The sequence below is a fragment of the Vibrio sp. Vb0937 genome, assembly GCF_033338855.1.
This window is the reverse complement of sequence record NZ_JAWOTK010000031.1, coordinates 24,086-36,935: the sequence shown is the minus strand read 5'-3', so window position 1 is coordinate 36,935 and position 12,850 is coordinate 24,086. Positions and strand designations below refer to the sequence as shown.

General features: G+C 44.6%; 11 protein-coding genes. 3 read left to right on the top strand and 8 right to left on the bottom strand.

Annotated features, from left to right (window positions below; genetic code table 11):
• Positions 1–396: 396 nt before the first annotated feature.
• Positions 397–1,269: a Tim44 domain-containing protein gene (locus R7P67_RS20895; RefSeq protein ID WP_206958143.1), complete on the bottom strand. Its 873-nt coding sequence runs from the start codon at positions 1,267–1,269 to the stop codon at positions 397–399.
• A 392-nt stretch (positions 1,270–1,661) separates the two neighbouring features.
• Between R7P67_RS20895 and R7P67_RS20890 the strand changes: the two genes are divergently transcribed.
• From R7P67_RS20890 to R7P67_RS20880, 3 genes are all read left to right on the top strand, one after another.
• Positions 1,662–2,252 carry a TetR/AcrR family transcriptional regulator gene (locus tag R7P67_RS20890; protein WP_005382308.1) on the top strand — a complete coding sequence of 197 codons (591 nt, stop codon included), beginning with the start codon at positions 1,662–1,664 and terminating at the stop codon, positions 2,250–2,252.
• Between the two features lie 13 nt (positions 2,253–2,265).
• On the top strand, positions 2,266–4,140 hold the full coding sequence (locus R7P67_RS20885) for an MFS transporter (RefSeq protein ID WP_115385834.1): 1,875 nt from the start codon (positions 2,266–2,268) through the stop codon (positions 4,138–4,140).
• A gap of 114 nt (positions 4,141–4,254) precedes the next feature.
• Positions 4,255–5,184, top strand: coding sequence for a YeiH family protein (locus R7P67_RS20880; RefSeq protein ID WP_005384270.1), 930 nt, complete (start codon positions 4,255–4,257; stop codon positions 5,182–5,184).
• On the opposite strand, the gene R7P67_RS20875 is transcribed toward R7P67_RS20880, so the two are convergent.
• The 7 genes from R7P67_RS20875 to R7P67_RS20845 form a co-directional block, all read right to left on the bottom strand.
• Positions 5,181–5,369 (bottom strand): hypothetical protein, encoded by a 189-nt coding sequence (locus R7P67_RS20875; protein ID WP_031780888.1) that lies wholly within the window; start codon positions 5,367–5,369, stop codon positions 5,181–5,183. The two genes, R7P67_RS20880 and R7P67_RS20875, sit on opposite strands and share 4 nt — an antisense overlap.
• A 100-nt stretch (positions 5,370–5,469) precedes the next feature.
• A complete protein-coding gene (menE, locus tag R7P67_RS20870) occupies positions 5,470–6,897 on the bottom strand; it encodes an o-succinylbenzoate--CoA ligase (protein WP_213912185.1) in 1,428 nt (475 codons plus the stop codon).
• Positions 6,882–7,871, bottom strand: a complete 990-nt coding sequence (gene menC / locus R7P67_RS20865; RefSeq protein WP_104978921.1) for an o-succinylbenzoate synthase — start codon at positions 7,869–7,871, stop codon at positions 6,882–6,884. The genes menE and menC overlap by 16 nt, the downstream gene beginning before the upstream one ends.
• Positions 7,872–7,996: 125 nt before the next feature.
• On the bottom strand, positions 7,997–8,863 hold the full coding sequence (gene menB, locus R7P67_RS20860; RefSeq protein WP_213912186.1) for a 1,4-dihydroxy-2-naphthoyl-CoA synthase: 867 nt from the start codon (positions 8,861–8,863) through the stop codon (positions 7,997–7,999).
• Positions 8,856–9,683: a 2-succinyl-6-hydroxy-2,4-cyclohexadiene-1-carboxylate synthase gene (gene menH / locus R7P67_RS20855; RefSeq protein WP_170890779.1), complete on the bottom strand. Its 828-nt coding sequence runs from the start codon at positions 9,681–9,683 to the stop codon at positions 8,856–8,858. The genes menB and menH overlap by 8 nt, the downstream gene beginning before the upstream one ends.
• The gene (gene menD / locus R7P67_RS20850) at positions 9,670–11,388 is read right to left on the bottom strand and encodes a 2-succinyl-5-enolpyruvyl-6-hydroxy-3-cyclohexene-1-carboxylic-acid synthase (protein ID WP_213912187.1); all 1,719 of its coding nucleotides are present in this window, start codon (positions 11,386–11,388) and stop codon (positions 9,670–9,672) included. Before menD ends, menH begins: the two co-directional genes overlap by 14 nt.
• Positions 11,385–12,692 carry an isochorismate synthase MenF gene (locus R7P67_RS20845; protein WP_213912188.1) on the bottom strand — a complete coding sequence of 436 codons (1,308 nt, stop codon included), beginning with the start codon at positions 12,690–12,692 and terminating at the stop codon, positions 11,385–11,387. The genes menD and R7P67_RS20845 overlap by 4 nt, the downstream gene beginning before the upstream one ends.
• Positions 12,693–12,850: the final 158 nt, after the last annotated feature.

The window sequence follows — 12,850 nt, the reverse complement described above, 5'->3', positions numbered from 1 at the left end:
CTACAATCAAAAATTGCAACGCAGTTATCGAGTATTTTAACAAGCTAGAATGACCAGTTATTTACTACGATTGGTATAACCTATACTCAATCTCACTAAAGCAACCAACCCCATGTGAAACTCCACAAACAAAAGGCTGAGGAGCAGATCTTTACCCTACAAACAATGTACTAGCTATTTTGATTTTGTTAGTTCGTATGGCCTTAATATGAATGTTCAATATAAATAGGAAAACACTTGAGGACTTACTAGAAAAAGTGGGCTCGCAAAATTACCAAACGGACTCAATTAGTGATGTTTGTATAAAAACACGTACAAGAAATATAAATGATAGATACAAAAAATCCCGCAGGGGATGCGGGATTTTTACTAGTGACTAAATTGGTTTAAAGGTGACTAGCCTTGAATACCAACGATTAACCATGGCGCATTAGGCGCAGTCAAGTCACGCTCTAGGTGCCAGATATCTTCGATTTCTTCTTCAACACCTTCTACTGTGTCACGGTAACGACCGCTAAACTGCAGACTAAGCTGTGCTTTATTTGCATCGTAATCAGCACGGACGATCTCCGCATCAACGTACATTACGTCAGTATGCTGCTCACCGTCGAGCTTCGCGCGCTCTGCTTTTAGGTCTTCAAACAAGCTTGGAGAAACATATTCTTCAATAGTTTCTAGCTGGTTGTGATTCCACGCACCTTGCAGGATTCGATAGTGTTCACGAGAACCACTAATGAACGCTGCTTGGTCAAAACCCGGTGGGTAGTTATGTGGTACGTCTGTTTGAGCGCCAAAACCACCAAAGCCACCATTATTTGTGTTTGGTTGTTGCTCAAAGTTTTGCATGTTTGGTTGCTCAAACTTAGATGCGTTGCCACCAAATGCAGGCTGTTGACGATGCTGGTTCATACTGCCCTGCTTCGCACCTAGCATACCGCGCATTAGTTTAAAGATGACAAAGGCAATCAAACCAATAATTAGGATATCCATAAACTGGATACCTTCAAAAGCACCGCCAAAGAATGCAGCAAGTAGACCACCAGCAAGAAGTCCGCCTAGCAGACCACCCATAAGGCCTTTCTTACTTGAAGACTTTGTCGTCTGATCTTTGCCGACCGTATTGGTGTTTTGTTGCTGTTGTTTCGGTGCTGGTGCAGTTTTGTAGCTCTTACCGAAAGACTTACTGCCACCAAACTTCTTCGCTTCCGCGATAGGCGTTACAGCAACAGTAAACATCAATAAAGCAACAATAGAAAATAAACGTTTCATCGTTATCCTTAAAGTTAGCTATCTAAGATAGTGCCCCATTTTCAAGACGAAACAATCGTTGTTTCAAACAGTAGCACGCCAAAGATGATTTTTAAGTCATCATACTCTGTATACCGATTGATGAAAATAGCTTATAGAAGCTGACATGTATCAGAATATTGCCAAAAATGCAGACTGCTCACACTGCTTACAATTCAGCTGAATGCGCTTGATCAATGTAAAAAAAGTATGGAATAAGTTCACTAATACTCCAGATTGTTTTACTTGAATTAGAATCAGTGACACAGCTCAGAATCCTACACCTTGAGGACACTTGGATACATTGCCTTGTTGACGGTTAATAGGTAGCTGACTATCATATTGAACGATGTTCAATAAAGTAGTTTGAGAGTATGGCGCGCAGAAACGATCACACCCGAGAAGAGTTAGTGAATTTGACGTTAACAACGGTCAAAAACTTTTTAGATGAGAATTCTTACCACGAACTCAGTCTTCGTAAAATCGCTAACATGATTGGTTACGTGCCAAGCACATTGGTAAATGTTTTTGGTAATTATAATTTGCTACTGCTTCATGTTGTCGCTCAAACTTTAGATGAGTTATCTCAAGAAGCACGCAAAGCGACTAATGACAGCAAAGATTCCCATCAAGCGCTTTTTGAACTCGCTTATTGCTACCACGATTTTGCTCAAAAACACCCATACCGTTGGCAGTTAGTGTTCGAACACAACATGAATGGAGCAGAACTTCCGGAATGGCATGCCAAACGTATCGATGGTATGACGGGAATGCTAGAGTCACTATTGGCTCAAATCGCACCACATCGTACTGAATCCGAAGTGATTCAAGCGAGTCGAGTCCTTTGGTCTGGCGTACATGGCATTACTTTACTCAGTGTTGATGATAAGTTTTTCTCTAGTGAACCGATTGATGGCAAAGAGTTGATCAGTAATCTTCTTTCTAACTATCTCACGAACTGGTAGCAAAGGATTATCCATGTCATCCGACAGACAGCCGTCGTTACTTACGCAGAGAAAGTTCCTGCCCTATTTCATTACTCAGTTTTTTGGCGCTTTCAACGACAATATTTTTAAAAACGTTTTGCTGTTGTTTGTCGCATTCGCGGGCTCCAGTGCACTGCCTATTTCGAGCAATTTGTTCATCAACCTTGCGGCAGGCTTGTTCATTCTACCGTTCTTTCTGTTCTCTGCTTCCGCTGGCGTATTAGCCGACAAATATGAAAAGTCATGGTTTATTCGTAAGGTCAAACTATTTGAAATAGCCATTATGCTGTTGGGTGCCATCGGATTCATAACCGAAAGTTATGGTGTGCTTTTATTGCTACTGTTTTTAATGGGCACACAGTCAGCATTTTTTGGCCCAGTTAAATATGCCCTTTTGCCTCAAAAGTTAAATGCTAAAGAGTTAGTGCCCGGCAACGCTCTTGTTGAAGCTGGTACCTTTATCGCCATCCTTATTGGCACCTTAGGCGCTGGGATTATAGCCTCTGCAGACAACGCAAAATACCTTGCCGCATTTTGTGTCGTGATCTTCGCATTGTTAGGCTACTTGTCGAGCCGCTCAATCCCCTTTGCTGCAGCCAGCGCGCCCAATCTCTCTTTTCGTTGGCAACCATACAAGCAAACCAAACACACGCTCTCTATCGCCAAATCCGATCGAGTTGTTTTTCAATGCATAATGGCAATAAGCTGGTTTTGGTTTTTAGGCGCCGCATATCTAACACAATTCCCGAATTTCACTAAGATTTACCTAAATGGCACCGAGAGTGCGGTGTCTTTCTTGCTCGCTCTATTTTCCATTGGTATCGCGCTAGGGTCGCTACTTTGCAATTGGATCTCAAACCATCGTATAGAAGTCGGTATTGTGCCAATTGGTGCATTTGGCATTACGGTATTTGGGTACCTAATGGCCACTTCCATTCCCAATGATCTACCTATTTTCCATAACTTTGTAGACTTCTTTAGATATGAGCCTTTTTGGCCATTATTTTTCTACCTATTGATGATTGGCGCTTCAGGCGGTTTGTTTATCGTGCCGCTTTACGCATTAATGCAGCATCGAGCAAAGGAAACCGAACGTGCTCAAGTCATCGCAGGGCTCAACATCTTTAACTCTCTGTTTATGGTCGGCAGCGCTGTCTTAGGTATTGTGTGCCTAAGTGTAATCAAGATGACAATTCCTCAGCTGTTTGCATTGTTAGCCATTTTAAATTTCTTAGTTGCCGCTTACATCTTTTTGCAAATTCCTATTTTTGTAGTTCGCTTTGTCATGTGGATGCTTACGCACACCATCTATCGAGTTAAGCATAAGAATCTACACAACCTACCCGAGCATGGTGGGGCATTGATTGTATGTAATCATGTAAGCTACATGGATGCATTGCTACTTAGTGCGGTATGCCCAAGGTTGATTCGTTTTGTGATGGAGGAAGATTACGCCAACCTACCTCCATTAAGGCGCTTTTTACGTCGAACTGGGGTAATTCCAATTTCAGCGAGTAACAGAAGCTCTATCAGACGTGCATTTAACGATGTGGAAGCTGCGCTAAGCGAAGGTCATATCGTCTGTATTTTCCCTGAAGGAAGATTAACTTCAGATGGTGAAATGAATGAATTCATGCGAGGTATTGATATCATTCTACGTCGTAGCCCAGTACCCGTCATACCTGTTGCACTTAAAGGCTTATGGGGAAGCTATTTCAGCCGCGCAAAAGGTCGCGCATGCTGTGGCTTACCGACTCGATTTTGGTCAAAGCTAGAAATTGAGGCAGGACAACCGGTGCCACCAAATGAAGCAACGGCAAAAACAATGTTCGATAAAGTGCATCAACTTAGAGGCGACTGGCGATAAATACACTTGAACACATGTTTAGGATAACTGAACATGTGTTCAAATCATTAAGACAAACTGACCACACCCAGTGCGATATACTCTCCCTTTCATTCACAACAGCGAATAAAAACCTTGAATAGAAACTACCTCCTGTTTGGATTGGCGTTACTTTTTTGTCTAACCCCTCTTGCCTCCTCTCCCATTGCTCTAGTTATCGGTTTTCTACTCGCAAGTTTTGGTTTTGTGCCTTCCGAGCTGCCCATCGCTTCTTTTACTAAAAAGCTGCTGTCTTACTCGATTATTGGCTTAGGCTTTGGCATCAACTTTGAGCAAGCACTTGCAGTCACATCGGATGGTATCGGCCTGATCATCGCCACTATTACAGGCACACTGATCATGGGCACTCTCATTGCCAGGGTAATTAAATTGGAGCGAGTAACCGCTTACTTAATCTCATCAGGTACTGCAATTTGTGGTGGTAGCGCAATTGCTGCTGTGGCACCGGCGATTAAAGCGAAAGACGAGCAGATTGGATTAGCACTGGCAACGGTATTTGTCCTGAACTCCATTGCACTCTTTGTGTTTCCTGTGATTGGACATGCTTTAGGGCTAGATCAACACACGTTTGGCACATGGGCTGCGATTGCCATTCATGACACATCTTCTGTTGTCGGGGCTGCCTCGGCCTATGGGGAAGAAGCGCTAACTACGGCAACAACATTGAAACTCGCGCGCGCTTTATGGATCATTCCTGTTGCTTTGATCAGTGCCGTCATCTTTTCAAGAGGCCAAAAAGAGAATGGAAAGAAAAAACTAGCTATCCCTTATTTCATTTTTTGGTACTGTGCAGCTATCGCGTTTAGCGACTTCTTTCCTCAATTTGAAATGGTCTATCACGGCATTTTCATTGGAGCAAAGCAAGCGTTGGTTGTATGTCTGTTCTTGATAGGTTGCAGCATTTCAATTTCAAAACTAAAGTCAGCTGGAGCTAAGCCGCTGTTGTTTGGTGTGACTCTGTGGGTGCTAATTTCTACCACTTCTCTAAGTTGGTTACTGTTTTAGATATTGGTGGTCTGCTTATCGCGTTGAGGGGGCGGTATTTCCCGTTTGCTATTTTTGTATATAACGACCAACGCAATAGCGATCAAAAATGCCGTCAGCTCTGCAAGAGAGCGGGCTAGCCCTTCACTACTTATCGCGATACCAATTTGTAGTGCTACTGCCGCAATTAAAACTAGCTTTGCCATCCTGAACCTTATGCATTTTCTCTCCACTAAGAAGCATAATTATGATTCAGAGTTATAAGGATACGAAATTCTCTTTATGACTAATACATAGCAAAATTGACTAATGCTGAAGTGATGACAACAGCCACTCTTTCACGGCCTTACGTGAAATTTTGATCCCACCTTCTAGTAGAGTTTCTGGCATTACATGGTATTCCACTGGCCATTTAAACTTCTCTAACTTTGATTGCAAGTGCTGGTCATACTCCGACTTGCTGCGCAATCCATTGGTCTGAATCACAGCTACTGGTCTATGACCAAACTCCGCGTCTTCGACTGGAACCACTATACTCTGCACTACACCATCAATTTGGTTCAAAGCGGCTTCAATCTCTTCACAATGGATATTCTCACCACCAGAGATAAACTGATTGTCGGCACGGCCGATTATCTTTAATTCATCACCTTGCCACTCGCCAAGATCCTTGCTGTCAAACCAGCCTTTCTCATCCAGAAATGGGGTAACATGTCCTTGATGGAAATACCCTGCCGCTAATGTCTTACCGCCAATAAAAATGCGTTGGTCAACTAATTTTATCTTACGGTGCTTCAATACATGTCCAGCATTACTGGTGCTGTCAATTCTCTTTGCGGTAACGGTAGAGGCCGCCTCCGTCATCCCATAACCTAACCATGTCTCAATGCCTTGCCCTGTTGCTCGTAGTGCCAACTCGTGATCAACGTGGCTGCCGCCCAGTAGCACATGTGTCAATGACAAATGTGCATCATCATCCAATAACCGTTTGAGCTGAGTCGCAACCAAAGAAGCGTGTGATACGCCCTGAATATCATCAACAAGTTTCCCTGAACCGACTTTTAGTGTTGCTCCGACATATAGCCAACGATAGACAATCGCTAATCCAGAGACGTGATACAGCGGAAGCGATAACAGCCAAGCATCTTGCTGAGTGAAAATGAACTCCTGCAACAAGCCCTCTGCAGACGCAAGATGCTGTCGATGTGTATGAACCACAGCTTTAGGCTCCCCTGTAGAGCCAGAAGTAAATACTACTGAAGCGAGCCGGTCATGATGATAGCTATCTTCAGTCAACGAATCACTCTCTTGCTGTGATACTACAGGCGGTGAAAGCAATGTTGCCTTGAGTTTTTGTATATCATGTTCAGAAAAGGTCGAAGCGCACTCCTGAGAAAACCAGATAAACCGAGTTTGATCAGGCCTGTAAAGTGTAGCAAGCTTACCCTGCAACTTATCTAGTGGTTGTTCCATGGTCAGCGCAGCGAGCGCGCCTAACTGTTTGGAGGCAAGATAAAACAACAGTGTTTCTACTTGGTTCTTGCCAACCAAAGTCAGCACATCCCCCCGAGTTACACCCAAGTCATTCAAATAGTGAGTGTATTGGTCAATACGCTTCGAGAGGTGTTGCCAGTTTAATACTTCTGTTGATGTCTTGAGTGCAATAGAAAAAGGGCTCGTTTGAGCCCAATATTTCCATGGTGCCTTCGCAATATTGTCTACGCAGAATGCCACACAATCTCCTGGTCTTTTAGAGGAAGAACGGGAAGTTCACACTTAGGCCAGCCCTGCTCAAGCTGAGCTTTGAATAAGCCAATCGTATCCAAACCTGGAACTTCATCAGGCAGCTGCCATTGGGCAAAGCGCGCTAATTGAGTTAAACCGAGACTGGATTCAATACTCGAGCTAATCACTGCTTTCATCCCTAGTGACTTCGCTTTCTCTATCAGTGTAATACAAAAATCCACTGAACCAATGAGTGTGGGTTTGATGATGATCGTTTTCACTCCAGTTAGATCTTCAAGACGGAAATCTTCACGACGAACCGCATCTTGCAATGTTTCATCCCAAGCGATAGCAATACCAGTATTAATCGCAAAAGAGAGACTATCGCCAGGAGAGCGGCACGGCTCTTCCAAAAAGGTAATGCGCTGACGCAAAGACGGAGTAATGTATTTAGCAAACTGCTGCGCTTTTTCTGGTGTCCAAGCGCGATTGGCATCGAGTCGAAGCGTTAATTGAGGGATTGATTCAAGAAAAAGGTTCACAAGCATGCCATCGCGAATTGGCTCATAAAGTCCAACTTTCACCTTAGCGACTTTCTCACCTTCCATTTCGTTCAGCTTTGGAATGAGCTCATCTGGGTCGCCAGTGCATAGTGGCGCTGTTTGGTATTTACCTTGTTGTGGTAAACCACCAGCTAATTCAAGTTGTGCCATCGATAAACCAAACGCAACCGATGGGTACATATTGGCATAATCCACATCCAACTCTGCTACCCAACGCTCCGCCTGTTCTTGTAGCTGAACACCCGCATCTTCGGTGCTCTCTAAGCTAAAACCAGGAAGAGGAGCGACTTCTCCAAACCCTGTTTTACCATCTTCGGAAAGCGCAACAACATAACCAACACGTTCGGTTAGCTTGTTGTCACGTAGGATGACACCACTATCCATGGGCAAGCTATAACGATAAATTTTCGCTTCACGCATAATTCAAGTCCTATGTAATGCCGTATATTTGAGCGTTCTGACGAGCAATCCCACCAGCCTCCCAGAGGGCGAGGCGCTCAGGAAAAAAGGAACAGAGGAGCTAACACGCTCCTCATTTAGACGGATTATGGGTTGCGAGGGAATTTATCGAAGTCTGGGCGACGCTTCTCGTTAAAGGCGTTACGACCTTCTTGGCCTTCATCAGTCATGTAGAACATCATCGTTGCGTTACCCGCTAGCTCTTGCAGACCCGCTTGACCATCACAATCTGCGTTTAATGCAGCTTTCAGGCAGCGCAATGCCATTGGGCTGTGCTGTAGTACTTCACGACACCAACGAACGGTTTCTTTCTCTAGATCCGCTAGTGGTACAACTGTGTTTACTAGGCCCATGTCTACCGCTTCTTGAGCATTGTAGAAACGACATAGGAACCAAATTTCGCGAGCTTTCTTTTGGCCTACGATGCGAGCCATGTAAGATGCACCCCAACCGCCATCAAATGAACCCACTTTAGGGCCTGTTTGACCAAATTGAGCGTTGTCAGCTGCAATCGTTAGGTCACACATCATATGCAGTACATGACCACCGCCAACAGCCCAACCCGCTACCGATGCGATCACTGGTTTTGGACAAGTACGAATATCGCGTTGGAAGTCCAATACGTTTAGGTGATGCGTACCTTGGTCATCTTTATAGCCGCCATAGTCGCCACGGATCTTCTGGTCGCCGCCAGAACAGAATGCGTCTTCACCTAGACCTGTCAGAATGATCACGCCAACACCAGAGTCGTAACGCGCATCTGCCAACGCATCAATCATCTCTTTTACCGTTTGAGGACGAAACGCGTTACGCATTTGAGGACGCGCAATGGTGATTTTCGCGATACCATCTTCAGACTTATGGTAATGAATGTCCTCGTATTTCTCGCCGCAATCTTTCCATTGAACCGGAGCGTAAAGTTCTTCTTCAGAAATGCCTACTGTTTTAGCCATGGTGATTCCCATTGTTCTCGTTACTCTCACCAAAGTGAGACTGAATTATTTGCTTGGTATGTATCGCAAACTGTTTGGGCTGCTCTTGATGGACGTTATGACCAGCGCCTTCAACTTGTCGATACGCCAACCCGCTACGTTGTGCCAGTTGGCTAAATTTTTGGTCTTTCTCACCACACAAGTAATACACTGGTATGTTCTGCTTTTGCAGTGAGGGCAACAAATATGCCTGTTTGGCTAACGATGTCGCCATCAACATATTCGCCACCGCTGAGCCAAGATTATCACTTCGCTTCGCAATGAATGTTTGTCTTTGCTCATGGTTTAGTGAAGAAAACACCGCTTGTTGGTACCAATCGTTCAAAACACGTTCAAGTGGTTCAGTTTTGAAACGCATTGCCCAGCGAGCATCATTCTCTAATCTCACCTGTTTCTCTGACTCAGTTTGAAGCCCGAAGTTTCCCCCTTCAACGATCGCGCCCGCAATATTGAGATCTGGAAAGCATTGATGGGCAATACCATGCATCGCAATGCGGCCGCCCATAGAGTAACCAATCAAAATAAGTGGTTGTTGTGAGGGAAATAATAAAGATAGTGTGGAACCAAGAAGTTTGCAGCAATCATTTAAATCGCAGCAAAAGATAGATTGGCTGCGTCCGTGACCAGGAAGGTCAACCGTAACACGTTCATACTCGGGTAACGCGTTGATACACGCTTGCCAATCTTCACCGCTACCAAGCAAGCCATGCAAAAACACCAAAGTGGGCAACGTTCTACTTTGGTGTTTTTCTAATACAGGGAAACGTTCAAAGTAAAGCATTCAGACTCTTATTAAATGCCTTGAGTGTCTCAGCAGCTTGATTAGATGGGGTTTGAACCTCGACCAGCAACGTTCCTTGGCGGTGACATAAATGCTCTTTTACAGATGATTGGAATTGCTCCAGTGTAGAAACATGCAAATACGCCAAACCAAACTGCTTTGCCGCGTGTTCAAACTGATAACCATGAGGCATTTGATAATATGTCGTCCTGCGCTCTGGTGGTACTGGCAACATATCAAAAATCGCACCGCCGTCATTATTAGTAACAACAAGTACCGCCGGCAGTTTATTGTGAGAAAATAGCGCCAGAGAATTGAGATCATAAAGTGCTGCTGTGTCACCGATATACATTAGTAACGGATTACCTCTTGCCCGTTGCACGCCTGATGCCGCAGCAAACAAACCGTCAATCCCTGATGCGCCTCGATTAGTGAAAACCTCTACACCATCCAATTTTCCGTACATATCAACAAGCCGAACAAACAAGCTATTACCCAAGAAAACATCTACGTTCTTTGTGCGCTCGTTGATGTCTGCTGCCAACGCAATTTCGTCAATGGCAGACGCTGAATCAGATAGGAAGGCTTCTTCGATACGTTGATGAACTCGCTTAACGTCATTCGCTAACCTATCAGCCCACCCAGCAAATATTGACTTCTCAAAACTAATGCGAGAAACCCACGTTTTAGGAGGCTCAACCCAGTGCATTTGCGCCAGATGATTTTGGTTATTCCGGTCCATACAAGGTGAGACATACCAATACTGAACGTCTTTACTTTGTTGATTTTTCGATACTTGTTTATCAATCCATTGGTTCAAACGTTTGGAGATGATTCGGCTACCAAATTGGATAATAAGTTCACAAGATTCAAGCTCGTTTGCGAACTCGGGAAGTTGAAGCCATACATCGTAATACGCCCAATCCGAACTGAGACCACTTTGCGGGTCTGCAAGTACTGGCCATCCCATCTTTTGTGCAAATGCCTGCGCCGACTTCGCTTGTTCAAGCGGTAAGCTGCCAATCACAACCAAGCCTTTTTTGTCTGAAAAAGGCGGGATGTTCGCCTGTGACAAATGGCTAAAACGCTGAGTATAAGTGCCGCTTCCTTTTCGCCATCCGGCGACCGAATCTAAGTAGGTTTGATAATCCGCTTTTGCGCCGTTGGAATACAAAGGCTCTGGAAATGCACAATTAATATGAACGGCACTACCCTGCAATTGCTGAGTAAACATCACTTCGTCAACAGAGGTCAGCAACCAGTTAAGCGACGTTGCTAAATTTGGGCTTGGTAAATTCAAACTGGCCGAAACATGATGTGAAAAAATACCCAATTGATTTATCGCTTGGTTTGCACCACAGCCGACAAGTTCTACTGGACGATCTGCTGTCAGCAGCACCAGTTTTTCACCAGTAAGTTTGGCTTCGGCAACCGACGGTAATAAGTTCGCCACTGCCGTACCAGAGGTAACGATAATTGCCACGGATTCCTGAGTAGCTTTCGCTAAACCAAGAGCCATAAAGCCCAATCCACGCTCATCAAAATGAGTATGAATGGAAAAGTCGGACTGTTCTGCCGCTTCTAAAGTTAAAGGCGTAGAACGAGATCCGGGAGCGATACAAACATGCTTAACGCCAAATCGCTGAAGCTCAATCAATATGGTTTCTGACCAAACTCGATTGAGCACCGCTTGGTCATGACTCATGATGCGACTCCCAATGGCGGATGATCAGAAATCAACGTAAGTAACGTCGACATTTTCTTATCAAGTTCTGCCCACTCATGTTCTGCCACAGAACCAGGCACAATCCCTGCGCCTGCAAACAGTTGTACTTGATCACCGAGCACAAGCGCGCTTCTGATTGCAACACAAAACTCTGCACGCTCATGGCTTATATAACCCATTGACCCCGCGTACCAGCCGCGTGCAAACGGCTCATTATCCAATATAAATTGCATCGACTCTTGTCGGGGTAAGCCAGCAACCGCCGCTGTTGGCTGAAGCGCCGATAACAACTGAACACCATTTATCCTCGCTCTTAGACTAGCGTGAATATTTCGCTTAAGGTGCTGCACTTTTCGTAGTCTGACCAAACTCGGTTCAGCTTCCACTTCAACCATTTCAGAATGCGGTGATAGACGGTCAATGATGTCGTCCACCACATACTGGTTTTCGTTGAGGTTCTTTTGGTCTTGGGATAACCAATTCGCCAACTCCATATCTTGAGTGGCATTGTCTCCCCGACCAATCGTACCTGCTAACGCTTCGGTATGTAGCTCATGCCCTACGCGAGAATACAAACGTTCTGGCGTAGACCCCATAAAACTGTGCTTACTGTCTAAGCTCAGCATGAAATGGAAGCTATGGTGGTTATTTAAGTAACTTGCTTTAAGTAGCTGTGCAGCACTTAATGTGTTATCAAGCTGCACGGTAGAGCGACGCGCTAAAACCACTTTCTTAAAATCATCATTCTCTATACCAGTCAGAACCTTATGAACTAACTCATTCCATTGAGGCTGACTTGGCGTATGAACAATAGAGCGGATGTGAGACGAAATTGGAGCTAAGGTCGCGACCTCACAAACCAGTTTATTCAACCCAGCTAGAGTTCGCGCTTTGTCTTCTGAAATATTAACTGCGAGAGACCACTGTTGGTCAAAACGAATTAACTCAATTTGAGGCAAAAAGAAAAAAGAAGGCATACAGCGACGATTCTTCTCATGCTGTCCATCAAAAGAGCGCCCGCCCCAGACTCTTTGCCCTTCACCTAGAATGGTATAAGCAGGACCTGGCTCAACAAAAGCGTGCAATTGCCCTAGTGCAACGACCTCTTCACGTGTATCGCGGGACTGCCAATAAAACTTAGGGAAAAGTGGTTGTGCATCAAGCCAATCAATAAATGAGAAATTAGGTTTCTCGCTAAGGGGCTCGACCAGACGTGTTTGATTGCCTTCCGATTGCTGAACTCGCTCGATAATTCTCTTTACGGCTTGATGGAACTGTGACAAATCAACCTCGTTGTATGTGAGGATAAATGGTAACTGACGGCTACTCTAAGTTTAGACCCAAAGCAAATCAAGGTCGTATGCGATCTTTTGCAAAATCCTGTGATAGCAAGCGAGCAAAACTTAACCAGCAGACAGATTATTTACAGATATATATTCTA

Excerpts from the sequence above, each read along its gene's own strand:
- R7P67_RS20895 (WP_206958143.1), bottom strand. The coding sequence starts at position 1,269 with ATGAAACGTTTATTTTCTATTGTTGCTTTATTGATGTTTACTGTTGCT.
- R7P67_RS20890 (WP_005382308.1), top strand. The coding sequence starts at position 1,662 with ATGGCGCGCAGAAACGATCACACCCGAGAAGAGTTAGTGAATTTGACG.
- R7P67_RS20885 (WP_115385834.1), top strand. The coding sequence starts at position 2,266 with ATGTCATCCGACAGACAGCCGTCGTTACTTACGCAGAGAAAGTTCCTG.
- R7P67_RS20875 (WP_031780888.1), bottom strand. The coding sequence starts at position 5,369 with ATGGCAAAGCTAGTTTTAATTGCGGCAGTAGCACTACAAATTGGTATC.
- menC (WP_104978921.1), bottom strand. The coding sequence starts at position 7,871 with ATGCGTGAAGCGAAAATTTATCGTTATAGCTTGCCCATGGATAGTGGT.
- menB (WP_213912186.1), bottom strand. The coding sequence starts at position 8,863 with ATGGCTAAAACAGTAGGCATTTCTGAAGAAGAACTTTACGCTCCGGTT.
- menH (WP_170890779.1), bottom strand. The coding sequence starts at position 9,683 with ATGCTTTACTTTGAACGTTTCCCTGTATTAGAAAAACACCAAAGTAGA.
- menD (WP_213912187.1), bottom strand. The coding sequence starts at position 11,388 with ATGAGTCATGACCAAGCGGTGCTCAATCGAGTTTGGTCAGAAACCATA.